The sequence below is a fragment of the Amycolatopsis anabasis genome, from assembly GCF_009765355.1.
Classification (GTDB): domain Bacteria; phylum Actinomycetota; class Actinomycetes; order Mycobacteriales; family Pseudonocardiaceae; genus Amycolatopsis; species Amycolatopsis anabasis.
Map to the genome: position 1 here is coordinate 20,123 of NZ_VTHK01000005.1, position 21,593 is coordinate 41,715.

Genomic DNA, 21,593 nt, shown 5'->3' on the forward strand with positions numbered 1-21,593 from the left:
GCTTCGAGCCATCTGGCAGGCTCGAGGCGTGACGGCCGGTTCGGTGGACGAGTTCGAGGCGCAGCGCCCGCGCCTGTTCGGCCTGGCCTACCGCCTGCTCGGTTCGGCGGAGGAGGCCGAGGACGCCGTGCAGGACGCGTTCCTGCGCTGGAACGGCGCCGACCGGGCCGCGATCGAGACGCCGTCGGCGTGGCTGGCCAAAGTGGTCACCAACCTCTGCCTGAACCGGCTCACCTCGGCCCGCGCGCGGCGCGAGCAGTACATCGGCCAGTGGCTGCCGGAACCGGTGGTGACCGAGGGCGGGGCCCTGGGGCCGCTGGAGACCACCGAGCAGCGCGAGTCGGTGTCGCTGGCCCTGCTGGTGCTCCTGGAACGGCTGACGCCGACCGAACGCGCGGTGTTCGTGCTGCGCGAGGCGTTCGGGTACAGCCATCGCGAGGTCGCCGAACTGGTCGAGCTGACCGAACCCCATTGCCGCCAGTTGCATCGCCGCGCCCGCGAACGGGTCACCGCGGACGCCGCGCGACCGGTCCGGACGCCGGACCGCGAGCAGTGGCGCCGGTTCGTCGAGCGTTTCCTCACCGCCGCGCGGGACGGTGACCTGCCGGGACTGGAGCGGCTGCTGGCCGCCGACGCGATCTCGTGGGCAGACGGCGGCGGCCGGGTCGGCGTCGCGCGCCGCCCGATCCTCGGCGCCACCAAGATCGCGCGCTACCTCGCCGGTGGCTGGGCGAAGTTCGCCCGGGACGTCGAATTCACGCTCGCCGAAGTCAACGGCGGGCCCGGGGTGCTCGCGTGGCTCGACGGCGCCCTCGGGGCCGTGCTGGCGTTCGACATCGCCGACGAGCGCGTCACCGGATTGCGGATCATCGCCAACCCGGACAAGCTCGCGATCGTCGAGCGGCAGACGCTCGATCAGGAAGTCGCCAGCCGGGAGCGGTAGGCGCGCATCTTGTGCCGCGCGCCGCAGATGTTCATGCTGCACCAGACGCTGTTCCCGGCGGGGGACCGGTCGTAGAACACCCAGCGGCATTCCGGGGCCTGGCACGGTTTGAGGCGCGCGGATTCACCGGTGATCCCGGCGGTGAACAGGATCGCGAGCAGCGGCCCGACCAGATCCACCCGCGGCCGCACGACCGGCTCGCCGGTGGCCGTCCATTCCGGACCGGACAGCGCGGGCCGGGCGAAGCGGTTGAGCGCGGCCGAGGTGCGCACCGGATCGGTTCCGCCGAGGTGGTCGCGGATCGTTTCCCGGACCTCGACGAGCCGATCGAGCTTGCGCCGGTCGAGTGCGATCGAACCGGCGACCAGCCGGTGCTCGCGCAACCACGCCGCGGCCCCGGCCGGATCGGCGAACGCGTCCTCCCCGTGCAGGAACCGCGCCGAATTGCAGAACTCCTGGATCCGCCCCAGATCACCGGGCGCATCGACCCGCGAAAACGTCACCTCTGGATGTTACCGTCTTCGGTGTTCAGTGGGTAACAGCCTGGGAGGGGACCATGAGCGACGACTGGCGGCTCACCGAGGAGTTCGCGACGCCGGACGGCGTGGTGCGGTGGGCCAAACTCGGCGCCGGGCCACCGGTGGTGCTCCTGCACGGCACGCCGTTCTCCTCGTTCGTCTGGCGCGATATCGCTCGCGCGCTCGCCGGGCGTTACGAGGTCCACGTCTGGGACATGCTCGGCTACGGGCAGTCGGAGATGGGCGACGGTCAGGACGTCTCCCTCGCCGCGCAGTCCCGGATCTTCGCCGACCTCGTGGCGCACTGGGGGCTCACCGCGCCGCGGGTGGTCGCCCACGACTTCGGCGGCGCGGTCGCCCTGCGCGCGCACCTCCTGCACGCCGTGGCCTACGACCGGCTCGCGCTCGTCGATCCGGTCGCCCTCGCACCCTGGGGTTCGGATTTCTTCCGGCTGGTCGGAGCGAACAGCGTGGTGTTCGAGCGACTCCCGCCCGCCCTGCACGCCGCCCTGGTGCGCGAGTACGTGGGCTCGGCGAGCGGGCCCGGGCTGCATCCGGCGGTGCTCGACCGGCTGGTGGCGCCCTGGCTCGGCGAACGCGGCCAGCCCGCGTTCTACCGCCAGATCGCGCAAGCCGACCAGCGCTATACCGACGAGATCCAGGTCCGCTACGGCGAACTCGACCTGCCGGCCCTGGTGTGCTGGGGCGAGGCGGATTCGTGGATCCCGGTGGCCAAGGCGCACGAACTCGCCGCCGCCATCCCGGGCGCCCGGCTCCGCCTCTTCCCCGGCGCGGGCCACCTGGTGCAGGAAGACACCCCGGCCCAGCTCACCGCTACCCTCGCCGACTTCCTCGCGTGAAATCCCCCAATGCGGTTTTCTCGGTGTGTGGTGTGGTGCCGTGTTCGTGGGGTGCCCGGATGCCGGGGCTCGCCTACCGAGATGGGGAACTCGGTGTGCCGAAACGGGGGACTCGCACGTCCGAAACGGGGGACTCGCGGCAGGTGGAGGGCCCGCTGCCGCGAGTTCCCCGTTCTGGTCGGGTGTGTTCCCCGTTCCGGGAGTAGGCGGGTGTCCGATGCGGCCTTCGGCGCGCGCGGGAAGGCAAGGTTCCCCACACCGCATCGAGCACCCCGCGCACCTCTCGACAAGCCCTACCGAGAAATCCCCCAATGCGGCTTTCGGAACCTTCAACGCCCCCAATGCCACATTGGGGGACGATCAGCGCCGGGAGTAGGTGAGGACGGCGACGCCGCTGTCGTAGACGTGGCTTGCGGTGACCCGGTAGTGCACGGGCTGGAAGTCGCCGGTGAACAACGGGATTCCCGATCCGATGGCCACCGGGTGGAACTTGATGATCAGCTCGTCGATCTCCGCTTGCAGGGTGCGCGCCAGGGAACCGCCGCCGCAGAGCCAGATGCCCAGCGCCGATTCCTCGGCCTTGAGTTCGCGGACCTTGGCGACGGGATCGCCGGAGACGATCTCGATCGCGGGATCGGCGGCTTCGGCGAGGGTGCGGGAGAAGACGTACTGGCGCAGATGCGCGTACGGGCTCGCGACGCCCATGCGCGGTCCGCCGATCTCGTAGGTTTCGCGTCCCATGAGGACGGTGTCGAACCGCTTGTTCTCGCCGGTGATCCCGGCGGCCGCGCGCCAGGCGGTCGGCACGGTTTCCGGGGCGTGGGCGGTGAGCGGCGCGGCGTGGTCGCCTTCGAGGAGGTAGAAGTCGGCGGACCCGTCCGGCCCCGCGATGAAACCGTCGATCGAACTGGCGACGTAGTAGGTGAGCTTGCGCACGGGCTCACCCCTGCCGTTTCGCGAGCTGTTCCCACAGGAACTCGAAGACCAGCGCCCATTTGAACGCGAGCTGCTCGTTGTCCGCCGCCGCGCCGTGGCCGCCTTCGATGTTCTCGTGGTAGCGCACGTCGTGCCCCTGCTCGCGCATCTTCGCCACCATCTTGCGGGCGTGCGCGGGGTGCACCCGGTCGTCCCGGGTCGAGGTGACGAACAGGGTCGGCGGATAGTCGCGTCCACTGTGGACGTTCTGGTACGGGGAGTACTCGCCGAGGTAGGCCCACTCGGCCGGTTCGTCCGGATCGCCGTACTCGGCCATCCAGGACGCGCCGGCCAGCAGCTTGTGGTACCGGCGCATGTCCAGCAGCGGAACCTGCACGACGATCGCGCCGAACAGTTCGGGGTAGCGGGTGAGCATCACGCCCATCAGCAGGCCGCCGTTGCTGCCGCCCTGGATGCCGAGCCGCTCCGGCGTGGTGATGCCGCGTTCGGTCAGGTCGGCGGCGACCGCGGCGAAGTCCTCGTACACCAGGTGCCGGTTGGCCTTGATCGCGCTCGTGTGCCATTCCGGACCGTATTCCCCGCCGCCGCGGATGTTGGCCACCACGTACGTCCCACCGCGGGCGAGCCAGCCGCGGCCGATCACGCCGCTGTAGGACGGCGTGAGCGAAACCTCGAAGCCGCCGTAGCCGGTGAGCAGGGCGGGGCCGCCTGCCGCGCCCGCCGGCCGCACCACGAAATACGGGATCCGGGTGCCGTCCTTCGAGGTCGCGAAGTACTGGCCGACCGAGATCCCCGTGCTGTCGAAGCGGGCGGGCGCCTGTTTGAGCGTTTCCACCTCGCCGCCGACGTGCCCGTAGCTCAGCGTCGACGGTTCGGTGTAGCCGCTGGTGTTGAGGAAGTACTCGTCGCCGGTGTCCGGATCGGTGTCCACGATCTCCGCGGTCCCCAGTTCGGGCGCGCCGGCCAGCGGCGCGTCCCGCCAGCCGTCCGCACCCGGGGTGAGCACCCGCAACTCGGTCTTCACGTCCGAGAGCGTGCTCAGCAGCAGGTGGTTGCGGGTCCAGACGTAGTACTCCAGCGAGGTGCTCGGCGTGGGCTCGAACAGCACGGTCAGCTCGCGCTTCCCGGCCAGGTAGTCGTCGAACTTCGCGGCGAGCAGCGCGCCCGCCGGGTACTCCGCGCCGCCGACCGCCCACGGCGAGCGAGTCCGGATGAGCAGCCATTCCCGGTACGCCGAGGGCTTCGCGTCCTCCGGCACGTCGATGCGGACGAGTTCCCCGTCCAGGGCGCGCAGGAACCGTTCGGAACGGTAGAAGTCGATGCTGCGGCTGACGAAGTCGCGTTCCCAGCCCTCGGTCGAGTCGTGGTAGGCGTGCACGGCGACGTCGTCCGCCTTGCCCTCGAAGACCACGGTCGCCTCGTCCAGCGGGGTACCGCGCCGCCATTCCTTGAAGATCCGCGGATAGCCGGACGTGGTCAGCGAGCCCTCGCCGAAATCGGTGCCGACGTAGATCCGGTCCGCATCGATCCAGTCGACGCCGCTCTTGGCCTCGGGGAGGAAGAACCCGTCCTCGACGAACGCGCGCCGGTCGAGGTCGAACTCGCGGATCACCGTGGCGTCCGCCCCGCCCCGGGACAGTTCGACCAGGGCCCGGCCGAAGCCGGGGTGCAGCACGTTCGCGCCCTGCCAGACCCAGTTCTCGCCCTCGGCCTCGGCGAGCGCGTCGACGTCGAGCAGCAGCTCCCAGTCCGGCTGCTCGCGGCGGTACTCCTCGAGTGTGGTGCGCCGCCACAGCCCGCGCGGATGACTGGCGTCCTGCCAGAAGTTGTAGAGGTACTCGCCGCGGCGGCGGACATACGGAACGCGGTCGTCGGCGTCGAGCACCTCGCGGATCCCGTCCCGCAGATCGGCGAACCGCTCGCCGCCGGTCAGCTCGCCGACCGTTTCCGCGTTGCGCGCGCGAACCCAGTCGAGGGCCTCCTCGCCGGTCACGTCTTCCAGCCACAGGTAGGGGTCCACATCAGCCATGAGACCAGTTTGTACTTCCGGTCCGCGCCGGGTGCGGGCGGCCGCCGTTCCCGAACTGTGATCCCAGCCATGTCCGGTCTTTGTATGATTGGCCAAGCGCCGGTTGGGGGACCGCTTTTCTGTTCTGCGCGGGGGATGCACGTCCGGGCGCGCACCAGCATGCCCAGACGATCCCGAGGTGCCCATGGATCCGGCTCAGGACGACGCGCGGCCCGCGGTCGCCGAGCTGCCCGAGACGTACTGGCAGCCACCACCGCCCGAGCAACCGCGCAACTCGCCGTTCGCGGTGTTCGGGATCCTGGTCGTCGTCCTGGCCATCGTCGGCGGGGTGGCGCTGCTGGGCAGCGGTTCCCGCACGATCGAGGGGCACGCGCTGCCCGCCCCGGCGGGCGGTTCGAACCGCGAGCAGGCACCCGCGGACGGCACGCCGGGCAAGAAGGCGGCAGCGGTCTACGAACTCGGCACCAACCCGTTGCTGAACCCCGGGGTCGGCCTGCCGCAGATCACCTGCCGGTTGCCCGCGATCAAGCGGACCCCGGAGGCGCTGCGCGAGTACTACCAGGCCGAGGTCGGCTGCCTGGACACCGCGTGGAAGGCGGCGCTGGAACAGGTGAACGAACCGTTCGAGCCCACCGAACTGGAGATCGAGGTGCCCAGTTCGAGCGCGTGCGGCGCGGCGCCCAGCAAGGAGGAGGCGACCGCGTACTACTGCGGCGGCGACCGCACGATCTACATGCCGCGCGACCGGCTGCTTGAGGACGCGGGGGTCATCCAGTCCGCGCACCTGGCGCTGCTGGCCCACGAGTACGCCCACCACGTGCAGGAGCTGAGCGGGATCATGGGCGCGCTGGAGGACAAGGAGCGCGAGATCACCAAGGGCACCCCGGAGGACCTCGAGCTGGGCCGCCGGCTGGAGCTGCAGGCGAACTGCTTCGCCGGGATGTTCATCGCGGCCGCGGCCGGCCGGGGCTCGGTGAGCAAGTCGCTCGCCGACAAGGCGATGATCGAGTTCGGGTACGTCGAGGACAGCGACTCCCACGGCACCCGGCAGCACCAGGTGAAGTGGGCGCGCGCCGGGTTCGACGGGAAGCACACCTCCGCCTGCAACACCTGGACGGCCCCGGCCGGGGACGTGCGTTAGCGCGGCGGCGCCCAGCCCGGCGAGCGGCCGACCAGCCCGAGCAGGCGCTCCAGTTCGGACGCGTCCGCGCCGACCGGGACGACCAGGTCGAAGCTGGCGTCCGGCCCCCGGGTTTCCGGGTCCGCCGGGATCTTCTCCGCGAAGAGCAGGGCCTCGTGCACGGCGTCCGGGTCCGGCTGGTAGGGCACGCCGAGCGTTTTCGCGATGTCCCAGCCGTGCACCACCGAGTCGACGAGGTGCATGCTCACCGCGATCCGTCCGGGGAAGGGCCCGAACTCGTGGATGGAGACCGGTCGTTCCAGGGTGCCTTCCGCGTCGATCGCGCCGAGGACGGCGGTGACGGATTCGGCGTAGTCGCGGAACACGTCCGTGCTGCGGGCGCCGGATTCCCAGTCGGCAGCCGCGCCTTCGCGCAGGGCGATCGAGAACGCGGTGTTCTCGCTGATCTGGTGGCGCAGCAGGTCGCGGAGGTTCCACGCGGCGCAGGGGGTCGGGCGGTCCAGGTCGTTCGGGTGCGCGTCGGCGATGATCTTGTCGATGGTTTCGAGCGCGCGCCGGTCCAGGTGGCGAATGTCCATGTCGTGGACACTAGGTGCGCGATCGGCTCCCCTGAAGGGCCAAAATCGGGTCAGTCTGACTGGGCCAATCGCGGCCTGCGATCTAGGGTGGTGCCGTGGATCTCCACATCGACTTCGCGGCCGGTGAGCCGCGCCGCGACGCGATCTACCGGCAGATCCGGTCCGCCGTGCTGGACGGTCGCCTGCGCGCGGGCGCCGCGCTCCCGCCGACCCGGGAACTCGCCGCGCGGCTCGCGGTCTCGCGGAACACGGTCAGCGCCGCGTACGACCGGCTGACCGCGGAGGGCTTCCTGGCCGGCCGGGTCGGTTCCGGCACGTTCGTGCGGGACGGGCTCAGCGGAAGCGATTTCGATCGGCCACCCGCCGGATCGGCGGTGGAGCCGGTCGAGGTGTGGGACCGGCTGCCGGAGCAGCCGCGCGGCTTCGCGCCGCCGCCGGAATTCGACTTCCGCACCGGGGTGCCGGATCTTGGCATGTTCCCGTTCGACACCTGGCGGCGCCTGGTCGCGCAGCAGCTGCGAGTGTCCAATGCGGACATACTCACCTACGTCGAACCGGGCGGGCATCCGCCGCTGCGCGAGGCGATCGCGCGGCAGGCGGGGGTGTCGCGGAACGTGCGGACCGATCCGGCGGACGTGCTCGTCACCAGCGGGACCCAGCAGGCGCTGGACCTGATCGCGCGGGTGCTGCTGCGGCCGGGGGAGACCGCCGCGGTCGAGGATCCCGGGTATCCGCCGCCGCGGCTGGTGTTCACCGGGTTCGGCGCGCGGGTCGCCGGGGTTCCGGTGGACGCCGAAGGGATCGTGGTGGACGCGATCCCGCCCGGCACCCGGTTGGTGTATGTGACGCCGTCGCACCAGTTCCCGCTCGGCATCGCGATGTCGATGCGGCGGCGGATGGAGCTGATCGCGTGGGCGGAACGGCAGGACGCGGTGATCGTCGAGGACGACTACGACACCGAGTTCCGGTTCACCGGCCGCCCCATGGAACCGTTGCACAGCCTGGACGGCGCCGGGCGGGTGATCTACGTGGGCTCGTTCTCCAAGGTGCTGTATCCCGCGCTGCGACTGGGCTACCTGATCGCGCCGCCGTCGTTGCGTTCCGCGCTGCGCAAGGCGAAGTACCTGACCGACTGGCATTCCCCGGGCCCCGCGCAGGCCGCGCTCGCGCGTTTCCTGGACGAGGGCGCGTTCGCGCGGCACGTGCGCAAGATGCGGCGGGAGTACCGGGCGCGGCACGAACTGGTGACCGAGTCGCTGAAACTCGATTTCGCCGACGTGCTCACACCGGTACCGTGCTCGGCGGGCCTGCACCTGAGCGCGATCGGGGAATGCGGGACGCCGGGGCTGGTTCGTGCGGCGCGTGCGTCCGGGGTTTTCCTTTACCGGCTGGGAGGATTCAGCGAGCGGGAGGACGTCCGGCCGGGTTTGGTGTTCGGCTACGGCGCCATTCGCCCGGAGCGGATCCGGCTCGGGCTGCGGCGGTTGCGGGTGGTTCTGGACGAAGGGACGTGGCGGTGAGCGAGGGCGACGCGGTGATGGCGCGGATCCACGAGGGCCTGCGGTTGCACGTCGGCGGCGACCGGGCGGGCGCGCGGGAGCTGTTCGCCCGGCTGTGGGCGGAGGTCGGGCCGGACGGGGATCCGTTGCACCGCTGCGCTTTGGCGCACCACATGGCGGATGTGCGCGATGATCCGGCCGAGGAACTGGACTGGGATCTCCGTGCGCTGGCGGCCGCGGATTCGCTGACCGACGAGCGGGCGAAGGAGTATCACGATTCGCTGGCGGTCCGCGGGTTCTACCCGTCGCTGCATCTGAATCTGGGAGAGGATTACCGGAAACTGGGGGATTTCGACCGGGCGCGGGAGCAGGTGGCGCTGGCGCGGGAGAAGCTTTCCGCGTTGGGCGACGACGAGTACGCGCGAGGAATCCGGGCGGCCCTGGACGGTTTGGCGGAGCGGCTGGGCGGATGACCGACTTCGAGGTGCGGATCCCGCGCGTCGCCGAACTCGATGCGCTGCCGGGTGTGGAGCGGGCGTCGGACGCGATGTTCGAGGGAGTCCGGTTCCCGCCGGGCAGCATCCTGGATGAACTGGACGCGTCGCATTCGGTGTTCGTGGTGGGTTCGCCGCCGGTCGGGTTCCTGGTGAGCGGGCCGCTGGACGACGGGATGCATGTGCACCAGGTGTCGGTGGATCCGGAATACGGGCGGCGGGGGCTGGGGACGGCATTGCTTTCGGCGGCCGTGCGGGCGGCCGGTCCGCGGCCGGTGACGCTGACGACCTTCGCGGACGTGCCGTGGAACGCGCCCTGGTATGCGCGGCAAGGGTTTTCCGTGCTGCCGGAGGAGGAATGGGGTGCCGGGCTGCGCGCGGTGATCGAGGCGGAACGCGCGGCGGGGCTGGAGAAGATCGGGCCGCGCGTGGTGATGCGGCGGGTCGCCGGGTAGCACTCGCCGAAATTGTCGGTGCCGGGTGCGACCGTGGGTCCGTGACCCCACGAATCCCAGATTTCGACTACCAGCGGCGCACCGCTGGTGGCCTCGCGCTCAACGTCGCCTACGGGGGCGCCGGGCCGCCCGTGGTGCTGCTGCACGGGTTTCCCGAGACGCACCTCGCGTGGCGGTCGGTGGCCGCCGACCTCGCCGCGGACCACTTCGTCGTCTGCCCGGACCTGCCGGGGTACGGCGCGAGCGACAAACCGCCCGACGCGGGACGGTACGCGAAACGGGCGCTGGCCGCGGACGTGTTCGCGTTGCTCGACGGGTTCTCCTGCGAACGGTTCGCGCTCGTGGGACACGATCGGGGCGCGCTGGTCGCCTTCCGGGCGGCGCTCGACCGGCCGGAGCGGATCAGCCACCTCGGCGTGCTCGACGTGATTCCCGCACTGGACATGTGGGCGTCGCTCGCCGGGATCGGCGGCGTGTTCGCGTTCCACCTCTACCTGCTCGCCCAAGCGGAACCGTTGCCGGAAGCCCTCGTCGGCGCGGCGCCGGACCGGTTCTTCGGGCATTTCCTGGACACGTGGACGAAGGCGCCCGGCGCGATCCCGGCGGCGGTGCGGTCGGCTTATCTCGAGGCGGCGCGGGACCCGGCGAGCATCCACGCGATCTGCCAGGACTACCGCGCGAGCGCGTTCGCCGATCCGGAGCACGACGCCGCGGACCGGGCGAGCGGGCGGCGGCTCGGCATGCCGGCGCTGGCGCTGTGGCAGGACCCGGGCGACCTGCCGTTGCCGTTCGACCCGGCCGAGGTGTGGGGCGCCTGGGCGAGCGATCTGCGCACCGGAACGCTGCCGTGCGGGCATTTCCTGCCCGAGGAATGTCCCACCGAGGTCGCCGCCGCGATCCGCGAGTTGGTGCGCCGATGACCGCGTTCACCCGCGCACAACGGTGTCCCGCACATGGGCGGCGAACTCTGCCGAACGGATCTCCGCGGCCCGCTCGTACCGCGCCGCGCGGTCCTCCCACCGGCCCGTGACGCCGAACGCGGCCGCGGCGAACCCCGCCGAGGCGATCGCGTCGACGAGTTCTCCGGGCCGGTCCGGGCCGAGCACCCGCACCGGCGAACCGACGGCCGTGGTGTGCGGAGGCACGAAGAACTCCTGGGGCAGCACGGTGTTCGCGTGCACCAGCGCGCCGACCGCGACGCACGAACCCGTCGCGACCTCGGCGCCGTGCAGGACCGTGGCGTGCGCGGCGAGGTAGACGCTGCGCGCGATCTCCGCGCCCAGCACGCACGCGTGCGGGCCGACGAACACGTGATCCGCGATCAGCACCGGGCGCTCGGGCTCGGCGACCGCGCTCGCCCGGAGCACCGCGTGCTCGGCGACGATCGAGGACGCGCCCACCTCGACCCGGGAGCCCTCGGCGTCGAGCACGGCCCCGTACAGCACCCGGGCGTGCGGGCCGACGGACACGTTGCCGACCAGCGTCGCCGTCGGAGCGATCCACGCGGTGGGGTGCACCTCGGGTGTGCGGTCGCGGTGGCGAATGAGCATGCCTCGAGGATGCGTGGCGCGCGAGTGCGAAGCTGGCGGATTTCGGACTGCTGGATTTGCCGGGTTCGCGACTTTCGCTGTAGCCCGGTAGACCCTAACCTGGTGTGAGCCAGCTCACCGGACCCGGGAGGGTGCAGATGCGGATTGCCGATGTACTGCGGAGCAAGGGCTCCCAGGTGGCGACGGTCGAACCGAGGACCACGGTGACCGAACTGCTAGCCGGCCTTGCCGAGCACAACGTTGGCGCGATGGTCGTCCTCGCCCCGGACGGGATCGCGGGCATCGTCTCCGAACGCGACGTGGTGCGCAAGTTGCACGAACGCGGTCCCGGACTGCTCGGGCAGCCGGTCTCCGAGATCATGACCAGGATGGTGGCGAGCTGCGCCCCGGAGGACTCCGTCGACCAGCTCAGCGTGGTCATGACCGAACGCCGGATCCGGCACGTTCCGGTGCTCGCCGATGGCAAACTGGTCGGCATCGTCAGCATCGGTGACGTGGTGAAGGTCCGCATGCAGGAACTCGAACGCAGCCAGGAGCAGTTGGAGGCCTACATCGCCCAGGGCTGATCGCGGAGCGAGTCCTCGGACATACGCAAGGTGAGCCGGTTCGCCAGCGACGGGCGGCACACCAGCGCCAGCAGGAGCGCGGCGGTGCTCACCGTCGCGCGCGGATCCCGGTAGCCCGGGGTGAGTTCCTCCCGGCTGCCCGCGTAGTCGCCGCGTCCGAACCGGCACGCGAGCCACTCGGCGGCGACCGCGCGGCGGCCCCTCGGCGCCGCGTCCAGCGCCGCCACGAGGAGCTGATGGGTCCGCACCCCCGGCCGGCCCGACGGCATCGGGGTGACCACCGCGCCGGTGGCCACCCGCACCAGCGCGTCCACCAGGTCGACGCCCGACCGCCACGCGTCGCCCGGTTCCGCCAGCCACGGATCGGCGCGCAGGAAACACGGACGGCGATCATGCACGACGACGTCGAAGGAGGCCCCGCCCGTCCAGTCCAGGCCCCGCCCGAACGCCTCCAGATGCTCCCGGACCAGACCGGTCGCCACCCCGCGCCGATGGCCCGGCCGGACGCGCAGGCTCGCGTGCGCGGCGATCAGCGCGCCCTTGTCGTAGACCGCCCGCACCGTCTGAAGTGGACCGTCCACAGCGGAGCCCGCGGGGATGCCGAGTCCGGTCAGCGTCGCGGCGGCCCGCCCGGCCGCCAGCCGCCGCACCGCTTCGGCCGCGGGCACCGGGAGCGTCGGTCCGAGCCCGCGCACCCGCCCGGCTTCGCGGGCCAGCAGGAAGGCCTGTTCGCCGGTGGGCAGCAGCACGTCGAAGGTGCCCGCCTCCAGAACCCGCAGGGTCGCGGCGAACCACGCGCGTGGATCGGCGCGGTAAGCGGGCACTCGGTGGACCTCCCGCACGTGGCCGGTCAGCCGGGCCAGACAGGGCCCGGGCGGCGCGACGGCATGGACCTCATGTCCGTGCGCCGCGAGCTGGGTGGCCACCTGACGGGAGGTCAGCCCCGATCCGCCGGAGAGCAGCACCCGCATGTCGCGAGGCTACTTGACCTTGGCGCCGGGGCCGGGAAATTGGACCGGTAGGCGGTCACCCGCCACTGCCGTACGGACGAGTGATGATCTCCAGGTTGTGGCCGTCCGGATCCTCGAAGTAGACCCCGCGCCCGCCGTCGTTGGTGTTGATCTCGCCGGGCTTGTCGTGGAAGGGGTCCGCCCAGTACGGCACCCCGCGCTGCCGGATCCGGTCGAAGATCTGGTCGAACTCCTCCTCGCTGATGAGGAACGCGTAGTGCTGCGAGACGACGTCGCCCGCCACCTCGTAGAAGTCGAGGGAGACGTCGTTGTCCGTCTGGACGACCTGGAACGGCCCGAACGTGGTCGGCTCCGGGAGGCCGAGGATCTCGGTCAGGAAGTTCGCCGACTTCGCCTTGTCCCGCGCCGCGACGATGGTGTGGTTGAGCTGAATCGCCATGGTGGATTTCCTTTCGCCAGAACGGGATCGGACACCACCGACGGTAGAACCTCGAGTTCGCTGGAGGTCAACCTCGCCAGGATTCGAGCACCCGGTCGATATCGTCGCGGATCCGGTCCCGGGCGTCCTCCCGGGCGACCCCGGACATCAGGAGTTCGTCGTAGTTCGTGTCCAGGTGCCGGACCGAGGCGATCACGGCGAGCCGGATCGCGTTCTCGTCCAGCGCCCGTCCCGCCGCGGACCGGCCGACCCGTCCGCTGCCGCGCGTGGCGGCGTGTTCGGCGATCGCCCGCGCGCGGTCGGCCGGGCATCCGGGGAACTGCCGCACGATGGCGGCGGCCAGGTCCGCCGCGAACTCCACGTCCTGGGCGGCCCGCCGCACCGCGTCCCGTTCCCGGCGGCGCTCGCGGACGTCCGCGTCCGCGAGGCACTGGCCCTCGGCGCGCTCCAGCGCGGCCTCCTCGACCAGGATTCCCTGGCGCTCGTACCTCTTGCGCCTGCGGTTGAACCGCACGACCACCGCGGACAGCGTGCTCTCCTTCTTGGCCCGGCGGGAGAGCGCGGCGTTGCCCGACGGCAGGAAGATCAGGTGATCGAAGTCCGCACAGGACAGGCACAGCGGTTCGCCGTCCTCCTGGAACAGGAACTCCCCGGCCTCGGCGGCGCTGCGGCAGCCCGTGCAGGTCCACTCGTTGAGCGGGGAGACCACGACCAGATCGGGCGCCTTGCTCTGCCGGGCCGCCAGCTGGGCGCGCCGCTTGTCGGACAGTTCCGGCGAGACCCAGTGCGTGCGGAAGGCCAGTTCCACGCGCTCGTCCGCGGCCGCGGTGAAGCGCAGGTTCCGGCGATCGCGGGTGCTCGCCAGGTACGCGGTCTCGCTCGGCCGCAAGGACCGTTCGCGGGCCCAGCCGCTGAGGTACTCCAGCGCCTCCACGATCTTCCCGGCATCCACGGCGGTGGCCTGCTCGAGATGCGGGAGCTGCCCGCGGCGCCATTCGTCCACCCGCGGCGCGGGCAACCAGCCGAGCGCGTTCAGCACTTCGACGGGGGCGACGTACTTCGACCGGGTCAGCGCGGTCTCGGCGGCCGTGACGACCCGGCGGCGCAGCTTCTCCGAGCTCATTCCCGCCACCCGCTCACCTCGACACCCCGATCGACGTCCACCCGGAACGCGAGGGTGACCTCGCCGGTCGCGCCCGCGGCCAGGTCCAGTCGCCAGGTCAGCTCGCCCATCTCGGTGCGTTGCACCGGCTCCGGCGTGGCGTGCACCTCGCGCACCTTGATCGCGTCGTCGCGGGACACCGGCACCTGGTCCAGGACGGTGACCGTGGCTTGCCGGGCCGTGTGGTTCTCCACGGTGATCCGGTACTCCGCCTCCCGCTTCCGCGTCCCGGACAGCGTGCCCTTGCTCGCGCCGCGCCGCACGAGCTTCCGTTCGACGCGGACGCGGTCGTCCACGCCCAGCGCGAGTTCGGTCTCCTCGCCGGGCGCCCAGCCCTTCAACCAGATCGCGCCGGTGAAGTCGTTGCCGTGGAACACCGACGCCCTGCCTTGGCGCAGCGTGTGCTCGCTGGTGTTGGTCACCACGGCCCGCAGGTACGCCTCCTCGCCGAGCAGGGGCGCGGTGAGGTAGTCCAGCTCCGCCTCGAACTCCAGTTCGGCGAGCGTCGTGCGGTGCGCCACCGCGTCGGCGGGGACCGCGATCGGCCGCGCGGGCCGGTAGGTCGCGGCGGTGGCGCCCTGCTCGAGCGCGGCGGCCTGCTGGGGCATCGGGGCCGCGGCCAGCAGCTCGCGGGGCGCGCCGCCGTAGCCGACCGACCCCGGCTCCGCGGGCGCGCTCTGGGCGAAGTGCCGCACCGGTTTGACGCGGTCGAGGAACCACGGTTCGAGCTCCGGCACGCCGACCGTCGACGCGGGCCGGGCGGTGGACAGCGCCAGCTCGCATTCCGGCCAGTCCTCGCCGGTGCTCTGGGTGACCATGCCGTGCCAGGTGACCGCGACCGCGTTTTCGCGCAGCCGGACGTCGTAGTTCGCCTCCCACCAGGCATCGCTGACCACATAGGACAGTTCGAGCTCGACCTCGGCGTCTTCCGGGGCGTCCGCGGCGGGATCCAGGTCGACGGTGACCGTCACGCGATCCGGGGCGGCCGCCGCCTGGCGGGCTTGCAGGGCGCGGTCGATCGCGGCGAGCTCCTCGGCCAGCTCCGCGTGCCGTTCGGTGAGTTCGCGGCGCCGGGCGAGCACGCCCGCGTACTGCTCGGCCAGCGCCCCGGACACCTGGGCGACCCGGTCCGGTTCGGCCGTACCGGACGAGAGCGCCTTGGCGAACGCGCCGCCGCTGCGCCGGGACAGTGAGCCGAGCAACTCCGCGCGCGACTCCTCGACCGCCTGGGCGTCGGCCACCTCGTCCCGGCGGGCCCGCGTTTCGCGCTGCCGGTCGAGCAGGGTGCGCACCTCGGGATCGTCGGTGCGGGGCAGGTGCTCGGTGGCGATTTCCACCCCCGCGATCGAGGCCGGGCCGGAACCGCTGACCCGGACCGAGTCCTGCTGCAGCGTGAGCGGCAGCCCGGACACGGCGAACCGGTTGCCGTCGCCGAGTTTTGCCCGGCCCCGGCGGGTGATCCGGGCGTTGTGCGGATAGACGGTCACGGCGACGATCGGGGCGTCCATGTCCGCACGGTACCGCCGACGCCGCAACGGGCTCAGCCAAGTGTCGGCATGGCTCCCGCCTTTCGTCGGGGAGCGCCGCGATTTTCTTGACACCGTCTGACCCGCGGGGAAGGTTTAGGCCGTTGGAGAGTCCCGGCCCGACTGGGGGTTTTGAGTGAGAACCGCACGCCTAGCCGCACTGCTCGCCGCGGTCGTCGCGGCGCCGTTGTTCCCCCTGGGCGCGCAGGCGGAAACGCCTCCGGCGCCGGTGTTCTCCGGCGGCCAGGCACAGCCGGTGTTCGACCCGGCGGACGTGGTGCGGGAGAGCCTCTGGGTGACCGCGCCGGTGGACAGCGACCACGACGGCAAGGACGACCAGGTGCACGTCGAGGTGGTCCGGCCGCGCGCGACCCAGCAGGGCATGAAGGCGCCCGTGGTGTACCAGGCGAGCCCGTACTACGCGGGCGGGAACGACGTGGCCAACCACAACGTCGACGTCGAGCTGTACGTCCCGGGCGGCAAGCGCGGTGCCGAGGGACCCCGGATCCCGACCTCGGTGGTGGGCCCGGCCGCCGCGCCGATCACCTGGCGTTACGAGCAGTACTTCACCGCCCGCGGGTTCGCCGTGGTGTACGGCGAGTCCCTGGGCAGCGGGCAGTCGACCGGCTGCCCGACCACCGGCGACAAGAACGAGACCATCGGCGCGAAGTCGGTAGTGGACTGGCTGAACGGCCGGGCCCCCGCACGCGACGCGGCCGGGAAAGCGGTCAAGGCCGACTGGAGCACCGGCAAGACCGGCATGATGGGCGTCTCGTACAACGGCACGCTGCCCAACGCCGTGGCGAGCACGGGCGTGGCGGGGCTGGAGACGATCGTGCCGATCGCGGCGATCTCCAGCTGGTACGACTACTACCGCGAGGACGGCGCCGTCGTGGCCCCGGGCGGCTACCAGGGCGAGGACGCGGACGTGCTGGCCGACTACGTCTACACGCGTGCCGACCGGGCGATCTGCCGCCCGGTGATCGACAAGCTCGACACCGACCAGGACCGGGTCACCGGTGACTACAGCGAGTTCTGGGACGACCGGAACTACCGCAACGACGTGGGCAAGGTGCGCGCTTCGGTCCTCGCCGTGCACGGCATGAACGACTGGAACGTCAAGATGAGCCAGGTCGCTAAATGGTACGCGGCGCTGCGAGAGCGGGGGATCGAGCACAAGATCTGGCTGCACCAGGCCGGGCACGCCGATCCGTACAGCCTGCGCCGGGACGAGTGGCTGGTCACGCTGAACAAGTGGATGTCGCACTACCTCTTCGGGGTGGACAACGGCATCCAGCTCGCGCCGAAGGCGACCATCCAGCGCGAGGACAAGTCCTGGATCGACGAGGCCGACTGGCCCGCGGCCGGCACCGAGGACGCCAAGGTCTACCCGTGGCCGGGCGGGTCGAAGCGCGGCACGATCGACGTGCGGAACCCGGTGCCCGGCACCGCGAACGTGGAACGGCTCGCCGATGACGCGACCAAGACGATCGAGCAACTGGCCGACCTGCCCAGTTCCGGCAACCGGCTCGCCTACGCCACCTCGGCGGCGAAGAAGGCGGTCCGGCTGTCCGGTACCGCCAAGGTCGGCCTGGCGATCTCGTTCGACCGGCCCGCCGCGAACATCACCGGGGTGCTCGTCGACCGCGCGCCGGACGGCACCTCCCGCGTGATCACGCGGGGCTGGACCGACCCCCAGAACCGCCACGACCCGGCGCGTACCGAGCCGATCCAGCCCGGCGCCACCTACCGGGTCGAGGTCGAGCTGATGCCGAAGGACTACCTGCTGGCGGCCGGTCACAAGCTGGAGTTCGTGCTCGCGTCGAGCGATCACGACTTCACGTTGCGGCCCAAACCGGGTGCGGGCCTGGCCATCGACCTGACCCGCACCGCGGTGACCCTGCCGGTCGTCGGCGGGAAGGCGGCCCTGCGGGCGGCCTTCTAGCTTCCGGTCAGAGACCGGCGGAGAACAACAGGTAGTTGGGCGTGTTCGCGGGCACCGAGCCGATCTTGCCGGTGCTCGCGTTCTGCCACAGCCAGTTGTTGACCTCGGCCTGGGACCTGTCCCCGTAGGCCTGCTTGTACAGCGCGGCCACCCCGGCCACGTGCGGGCTCGCCATGGACGTCCCGCTGATCGTGTTCGTCCCGCCGCCGGGCCAGGCCGAGGTGATGTCGGTGCCGGGGGCGAGCAGCTGCACGCAGGTGCCCCGGTTGCTGTAGCCGGCGTAGCCGTCGGTCTTGGTGGTCGCGCCGATGGTGATCGGTTTGGACGCGCGGGCGGGCGAGTAGTCGCAGGCGTCGGCGGTGTCGTTGCCCGCGGCCACGGCGGTGAACACGCCGTTGTTCGATGCGCCGTCGGAGGCCGAGTCGACCGCGTTCACGCCGGGTGTGCCGCCGAGCGAGGCGTTGATCACCGCGGGTTTCACGGCGTTCCTGGCGACCCAGTCGAATCCGGCGACGATCCCGGACCAGGCGCCGCGGCCGTCGCAGCCGAGCACCCGGACGCTGACCAGCTTGACCTTCTTGGCCACGCCGTAGGTCGAGCCGCCGACCGTGCCCGCCACATGGGTGCCGTGGCCGTTGCAGTCGGCGCCGTTGCGGCCGTCGCCGATCGCGTCGTAGCCCGCGCGGGCGCGCCCGCCGAACTCGCCGTGCCCGAAGTCGATCCCGGTGTCGACGATGTAGGCGGTGACATTCGAGCCGTCGTGGCTGGCGGTGTAGGCGCCGTTCAGCGGCAAGTCGCGCTGGTCGATGCGGTCCAGACCCCAGGAACCCACGGCCCGCGCCCGTTGGGAGTCCGTTATGGACACCGCGTCGATCTCGGCGTCCTGCTCGATGCTTTCGAAACCGGGAGTTTTCCGCAGCAGGTTCACCTGCAACGCGGTGAGTTTCGCGGCGAATCCGATGACCGCGGTCGCGTAGACGAACAGCGGGGTGGCGCCGAGCCGGTTCAGCACCTCCTGCGGGTTGTACCCGGTCTTCAGGGTCACCAGGTACTGGCCGGGTATGGGATTCCCGGCCGCGGGCCGCGCGGGTTCGGCGGTGGCGGCGGGCACGGCCGCCTGCGCGGAGAAAATCAAGGCGGCGGCGAGCAACACTCGAACACGATGGCGCATTTCGTTCTCTCCCCTTGGTCGCTGCGATGCTTCCGGGAAAAACCGTATTCCGTTCATCGAGTGGAGTTCTGCTGCTGTTCGTGTGCGGATCCCCGCCCGATGGTGGTGGTTCTCCCGGCAGCCCGTAACGAGTGAAACTACCGGGGGCGGGCCGGTCCGGCGCGCACGGAGTTTCCGCCACCGTGTTTCGAAAATCACCCGGATCGGTGTTTTTGGTGGCCTACTCGAGGAGGATTTCCCCGAAAACCCACTCGGAATGATGAATGCCGAGCGGCCCGGTAACACGCGTATTCGAGTCACCGGGCCGCTCGGTCCTTCACCCCGGCCGGATGGTTCGCGTCCCGAACGGCTCAGCGCACAGGCGGCGCCCCGATCTCGTCGGCGACGCCCTGGGTGATCGCCCCGACCCTGGAGTTCCGCCAGTTGACCTCGCCCGCCGGTCTGGTGGCGGTCTGCTCTTCCTCGGTGCCGATGACGTCACCGCTGCCCGGGTCGACGCCCCGTCCCGTTCCTCAGGGCGCCGGGGCGGTCCCCGTCACCGTTGTGCACGGTGTTGTCCTCTCCGAAGTCGTCGTGCTTCCAGCTTCGGAGAAGCGCTGTTCGCCGGACCCGCGGGTCAACCCCAGGGCGGAGCATTTGTATGGAACGTGTACCGCCGCCCGCTTTCCTGGAGCCGGATTCCCTGCTCTCCGGAGGTTTCAATGCGATCGGTGTGGAGAAGACTCGGGCTCGCGGCGGCCACCGCGGTGCTCGCCGGGCTCGGCGTGGTGGCGGCCCAGGCCCCGGCGTCCGCGGCCCCCAACTTCCAGGTTCCGTTCAAATGCGGTGTCACGGTCACCGCCGCCACGTTCTCCGGCCACAACCCGCCCTATTCGGTCGACTTCCAGAAGTCCGGGATCACCGGGATGCCGGTGCTCGCCTCGGCCCCCGGCAAGGTCACCCGGGTCGCGAACGAGGGCAACGTGAGCTACGGGCGCTGGATCGAGATCGACCACGGCGGCGGCTGGACCACGCGGTACGCGCACCTTTCCGCGCAGGAGGTGTCGGTGGGGCAGCAGGTCGCGCTGGGCAAGGAAATCGGCAAGGCCGGGGCGACCGGCGGGGTCACCGGGCCGCATCTGCACTACGAACAGCGCTCGTCCGGAACGGTGGTCAAGGCCGTGCTGAACGGCGTCGCGGTGCCGTACTACGGCCACACGAACTTCACCAGCAAGAACGGCTGCGGCGGCAACCCGTACTCGCCGGAACAGGTGTGCGGCTCGGGATTCTCGGTGGTCGACTCGCAGGCGCTGGGCACCGCGGGGACGGCGTACCTGCTCTACAACGGCTCGACCAAGAGCAACTGCGTGACCACGCTGAAGGCGGTGTCCCTCGGCCAGGCTTCGGCGGTGTCGGCGTTCCTGGAGGTGCAGGGTTCCGCGCGGGTGACCGACTCGGGCAACTTCACCTACTACGCGGGCCCGGTCACCAAGGCGGCGGGTTCCACCTGCGTGAAATGGGGTGGCTCGGTGGGCTCCTCGAGCTACGAGAGCCCGTTCGAGCACTGCGACTAGGAAGCCGCGCACCTTAGCGCACACCCCCGACGAAAACCGCCGAACCAAGATCGACTACCCCGAACTGTCCACTTCGACCCCGGTTGTCCACAGATTTCCCTCGCCTCCACCCCGCGACCCTCCGGTGCCGCAGGGTGGAGGCATGACCACCTCATCAACGGCCGACCGGATCCAGGTCAACCTCTCCGAACCGGCCCAACTGATCTCCGCGATACCCCACCTGCTGGGCTTCCGCCCGGCCGAGTCCCTCGTGCTCATCGGGCACAGCCCGGGCGCCGGGCGGCGCGTGGGCCTGGTCCAGCGGCTCGACCTGCCCGCCCGCGAATACGAGCGGGCGGCCGCCGAGCATCTGGCCGCCAACCTCGGCCTGCGCTCCGAAGCCCCGGCCATCGGCGCCACCGTCATCGTGGTCGGGCGCCGCACGGACCGCTCCCCGCCCGATGAGCGGCCGCCGCACGGCCGGTTCGTCAAGCGCATGACCGAAGCGCTCCGCCGGGTGGGCGTTCCGGTGCTGCACGCCATGTGGACGCCCGAGATCCGGGCGGGCGTGCGCTGGCGGTGCTACGACGACCAGGATTGCGGCGGCCTGCTGCCCGATCCGGGGAGCACGGTGATGGCCGCGGCCGCCGCGAGCGTGGGCATGGTGACCTTCGGCAGCCGCGAGGCGATGGAACGGCAGCTGGCCCCGGATGATCCCGGCGCGCTGGCACGCCGGGCGGGCCTGCTGGAGGCGGCGCGGAACGAGTTGGACGACGATCCCGGTCGGCGGGCCGAGGCCGGGCGTGCCGAGGTCCGGGCCGCGTTGCGGCAGGCGGCGGACGGGGAACTCGCCCTCACCGACGAGCAGGTGGTGCGGCTGGTGCTCGCGCTGTCCGAGACCAAGGTGCGGGACGCCTGCCTGGCGACGGCCCTGCCCCCGGAAGGCAAGCGCAGCCAGGAGGCGGAACGCCTGTGGACCGCGCTCATCCGTGCCGCGCCCGCACCCGGGCGTGCCGAACCGGCGAGCCTGCTCGGTTTCTCCGCGTACATGCGCGGTGACGGCACGCTGGCGAACATGGCACTGGAGAACGCGTTGCGGGCCGATCCCCGGCACACGCTCGCCCAGCTGCTCAGCCAGTGCCTCTGGCACGGCACACCACCGCGGAAACTGCGGCGCCTCGCCAGCGTGGACACGGTCCCCGGTCTCTGGGAGCCGGACCGATGACGGCCGCCGGGTTCGGTGCCTTTCTGAGAACTCGCTCCGCGATCACGTCAACC

The 21,593-nt window shown here is 71.3% G+C and carries 21 protein-coding genes; 11 read left to right on the forward strand and 10 right to left on the reverse strand.

Annotation, left to right across the window (positions count from 1 at the left end; genetic code table 11):
• The first annotated feature begins 28 nt into the window (after positions 1-28).
• On the forward strand, positions 29-943 hold the full coding sequence (locus tag FXO23_RS08225; RefSeq protein WP_158882529.1) for an RNA polymerase sigma-70 factor: 915 nt from the start codon (positions 29-31) through the stop codon (positions 941-943).
• Here FXO23_RS08225 and FXO23_RS08230 read toward each other — a convergent pair.
• Positions 916-1,446 (reverse strand): CGNR zinc finger domain-containing protein, encoded by a 531-nt coding sequence (locus FXO23_RS08230; RefSeq protein ID WP_158882531.1) that lies wholly within the window; start codon positions 1,444-1,446, stop codon positions 916-918. The two genes, FXO23_RS08225 and FXO23_RS08230, sit on opposite strands and share 28 nt — an antisense overlap.
• 53 nt (positions 1,447-1,499) lie before the next feature.
• On the opposite strand from FXO23_RS08230, the gene FXO23_RS08235 reads away from it, so the two are divergent.
• Positions 1,500-2,321 carry an alpha/beta fold hydrolase gene (locus FXO23_RS08235; RefSeq protein ID WP_158882533.1) on the forward strand — a complete coding sequence of 274 codons (822 nt, stop codon included), beginning with the start codon at positions 1,500-1,502 and terminating at the stop codon, positions 2,319-2,321.
• A gap of 360 nt (positions 2,322-2,681) precedes the next feature.
• Here FXO23_RS08235 and FXO23_RS08240 read toward each other — a convergent pair whose 3' ends face one another.
• Together FXO23_RS08240 and FXO23_RS08245 are read right to left on the reverse strand one after the other, a co-directional pair.
• Complete coding sequence (locus FXO23_RS08240; protein WP_158882535.1) at positions 2,682-3,257, reverse strand: dihydrofolate reductase family protein; 576 nt, start codon at positions 3,255-3,257, stop codon at positions 2,682-2,684.
• Between the two features lie 4 nt (positions 3,258-3,261).
• Positions 3,262-5,286, reverse strand: coding sequence for a prolyl oligopeptidase family serine peptidase (locus tag FXO23_RS08245; protein WP_158882537.1), 2,025 nt, complete (start codon positions 5,284-5,286; stop codon positions 3,262-3,264).
• Positions 5,287-5,470: 184 nt separating this feature from the next.
• Between FXO23_RS08245 and FXO23_RS08250 the strand changes: the two genes are divergently transcribed.
• On the forward strand, positions 5,471-6,427 hold the full coding sequence (locus FXO23_RS08250; protein ID WP_158882539.1) for a neutral zinc metallopeptidase: 957 nt from the start codon (positions 5,471-5,473) through the stop codon (positions 6,425-6,427).
• Here FXO23_RS08250 and FXO23_RS08255 read toward each other — a convergent pair.
• On the reverse strand, positions 6,424-7,005 hold the full coding sequence (locus FXO23_RS08255; protein WP_158882541.1) for a TIGR03086 family metal-binding protein: 582 nt from the start codon (positions 7,003-7,005) through the stop codon (positions 6,424-6,426). The two genes, FXO23_RS08250 and FXO23_RS08255, sit on opposite strands and share 4 nt — an antisense overlap.
• A 95-nt stretch (positions 7,006-7,100) precedes the next feature.
• Here FXO23_RS08255 and pdxR point away from each other — a divergent pair, with 95 nt between their 5' ends.
• Genes pdxR through FXO23_RS08275 form a run of 4 tightly spaced genes read left to right on the forward strand, consistent with a single transcriptional unit; the run spans position 7,101 to position 10,373 of the window.
• Positions 7,101-8,525, forward strand: coding sequence for a MocR-like pyridoxine biosynthesis transcription factor PdxR (gene pdxR / locus FXO23_RS08260; protein WP_158882543.1), 1,425 nt, complete (start codon positions 7,101-7,103; stop codon positions 8,523-8,525).
• A gap of 17 nt (positions 8,526-8,542) precedes the next feature.
• Positions 8,543-8,977: a hypothetical protein gene (locus FXO23_RS08265; RefSeq protein ID WP_158883036.1), complete on the forward strand. Its 435-nt coding sequence runs from the start codon at positions 8,543-8,545 to the stop codon at positions 8,975-8,977.
• Positions 8,974-9,453, forward strand: a complete 480-nt coding sequence (locus tag FXO23_RS08270) for a GNAT family N-acetyltransferase (protein WP_246257037.1) — start codon at positions 8,974-8,976, stop codon at positions 9,451-9,453. The genes FXO23_RS08265 and FXO23_RS08270 overlap by 4 nt, the downstream gene beginning before the upstream one ends.
• Positions 9,454-9,494: 41 nt before the next feature.
• A complete protein-coding gene (locus tag FXO23_RS08275; protein WP_179956719.1) occupies positions 9,495-10,373 on the forward strand; it encodes an alpha/beta fold hydrolase in 879 nt (292 codons plus the stop codon).
• 6 nt (positions 10,374-10,379) lie between these two features.
• On the opposite strand, the gene FXO23_RS08280 is transcribed toward FXO23_RS08275, so the two are convergent.
• Complete coding sequence (locus tag FXO23_RS08280; RefSeq protein ID WP_158882547.1) at positions 10,380-11,003, reverse strand: gamma carbonic anhydrase family protein; 624 nt, start codon at positions 11,001-11,003, stop codon at positions 10,380-10,382.
• Between the two features lie 137 nt (positions 11,004-11,140).
• Between FXO23_RS08280 and FXO23_RS08285 the strand changes: the two genes are divergently transcribed.
• A complete protein-coding gene (locus tag FXO23_RS08285; protein WP_158882549.1) occupies positions 11,141-11,569 on the forward strand; it encodes a CBS domain-containing protein in 429 nt (142 codons plus the stop codon).
• On the opposite strand, the gene FXO23_RS08290 is transcribed toward FXO23_RS08285, so the two are convergent.
• The 4 genes from FXO23_RS08290 to FXO23_RS08305 form a co-directional block, all read right to left on the reverse strand.
• Entirely contained in the window at positions 11,551-12,540 is a 990-nt protein-coding gene (locus FXO23_RS08290; RefSeq protein ID WP_158882551.1) for an ATP-grasp domain-containing protein, read from the reverse strand. The two genes, FXO23_RS08285 and FXO23_RS08290, sit on opposite strands and share 19 nt — an antisense overlap.
• Positions 12,541-12,595: 55 nt before the next feature.
• Entirely contained in the window at positions 12,596-12,979 is a 384-nt protein-coding gene (locus FXO23_RS08295; RefSeq protein ID WP_158882553.1) for a VOC family protein, read from the reverse strand.
• Positions 12,980-13,046: 67 nt separating this feature from the next.
• A complete protein-coding gene (locus FXO23_RS08300; protein WP_158882555.1) occupies positions 13,047-14,102 on the reverse strand; it encodes a DUF2293 domain-containing protein in 1,056 nt (351 codons plus the stop codon).
• Complete coding sequence (locus tag FXO23_RS08305) at positions 14,099-15,649, reverse strand: mucoidy inhibitor MuiA family protein (protein ID WP_158882557.1); 1,551 nt, start codon at positions 15,647-15,649, stop codon at positions 14,099-14,101. Before FXO23_RS08305 ends, FXO23_RS08300 begins: the two co-directional genes overlap by 4 nt.
• A 154-nt stretch (positions 15,650-15,803) precedes the next feature.
• On the opposite strand from FXO23_RS08305, the gene FXO23_RS08310 reads away from it, so the two are divergent.
• A complete protein-coding gene (locus FXO23_RS08310) occupies positions 15,804-17,612 on the forward strand; it encodes a Xaa-Pro dipeptidyl-peptidase (RefSeq protein WP_158882559.1) in 1,809 nt (602 codons plus the stop codon).
• 7 nt (positions 17,613-17,619) lie between these two features.
• Here FXO23_RS08310 and FXO23_RS08315 read toward each other — a convergent pair whose 3' ends face one another.
• Positions 17,620-18,783, reverse strand: a complete 1,164-nt coding sequence (locus tag FXO23_RS08315) for a S8 family peptidase (RefSeq protein ID WP_158882561.1) — start codon at positions 18,781-18,783, stop codon at positions 17,620-17,622.
• A gap of 701 nt (positions 18,784-19,484) precedes the next feature.
• Between FXO23_RS08315 and FXO23_RS08320 the strand changes: the two genes are divergently transcribed.
• Entirely contained in the window at positions 19,485-20,336 is an 852-nt protein-coding gene (locus FXO23_RS08320; RefSeq protein ID WP_158882563.1) for a M23 family metallopeptidase, read from the forward strand.
• 142 nt (positions 20,337-20,478) lie between these two features.
• Entirely contained in the window at positions 20,479-21,540 is a 1,062-nt protein-coding gene (locus FXO23_RS08325) for a DUF4192 domain-containing protein (protein ID WP_158882565.1), read from the forward strand.
• Positions 21,541-21,593 lie beyond the last annotated feature (53 nt).

Coding starts and splice junctions, on each gene's coding strand:
- FXO23_RS08270 (WP_246257037.1), top strand. CDS start 8,974: ATGACCGACTTCGAGGTGCGGATCCCGCGCGTCGCCGAACTCGATGCG.
- FXO23_RS08305 (WP_158882557.1), bottom strand. CDS start 15,649: ATGGACGCCCCGATCGTCGCCGTGACCGTCTATCCGCACAACGCCCGG.
- FXO23_RS08290 (WP_158882551.1), bottom strand. CDS start 12,540: ATGCGGGTGCTGCTCTCCGGCGGATCGGGGCTGACCTCCCGTCAGGTG.
- FXO23_RS08300 (WP_158882555.1), bottom strand. CDS start 14,102: ATGAGCTCGGAGAAGCTGCGCCGCCGGGTCGTCACGGCCGCCGAGACC.
- FXO23_RS08325 (WP_158882565.1), top strand. CDS start 20,479: ATGACCACCTCATCAACGGCCGACCGGATCCAGGTCAACCTCTCCGAA.
- FXO23_RS08245 (WP_158882537.1), bottom strand. CDS start 5,286: ATGGCTGATGTGGACCCCTACCTGTGGCTGGAAGACGTGACCGGCGAG.
- FXO23_RS08265 (WP_158883036.1), top strand. CDS start 8,543: ATGGCGCGGATCCACGAGGGCCTGCGGTTGCACGTCGGCGGCGACCGG.
- FXO23_RS08315 (WP_158882561.1), bottom strand. CDS start 18,783: ATGCGCCATCGTGTTCGAGTGTTGCTCGCCGCCGCCTTGATTTTCTCC.
- FXO23_RS08235 (WP_158882533.1), top strand. CDS start 1,500: ATGAGCGACGACTGGCGGCTCACCGAGGAGTTCGCGACGCCGGACGGC.
- FXO23_RS08295 (WP_158882553.1), bottom strand. CDS start 12,979: ATGGCGATTCAGCTCAACCACACCATCGTCGCGGCGCGGGACAAGGCG.
- FXO23_RS08280 (WP_158882547.1), bottom strand. CDS start 11,003: ATGCTCATTCGCCACCGCGACCGCACACCCGAGGTGCACCCCACCGCG.
- FXO23_RS08250 (WP_158882539.1), top strand. CDS start 5,471: ATGGATCCGGCTCAGGACGACGCGCGGCCCGCGGTCGCCGAGCTGCCC.
- FXO23_RS08285 (WP_158882549.1), top strand. CDS start 11,141: ATGCGGATTGCCGATGTACTGCGGAGCAAGGGCTCCCAGGTGGCGACG.
- FXO23_RS08255 (WP_158882541.1), bottom strand. CDS start 7,005: ATGGACATTCGCCACCTGGACCGGCGCGCGCTCGAAACCATCGACAAG.
- FXO23_RS08320 (WP_158882563.1), top strand. CDS start 19,485: ATGCGATCGGTGTGGAGAAGACTCGGGCTCGCGGCGGCCACCGCGGTG.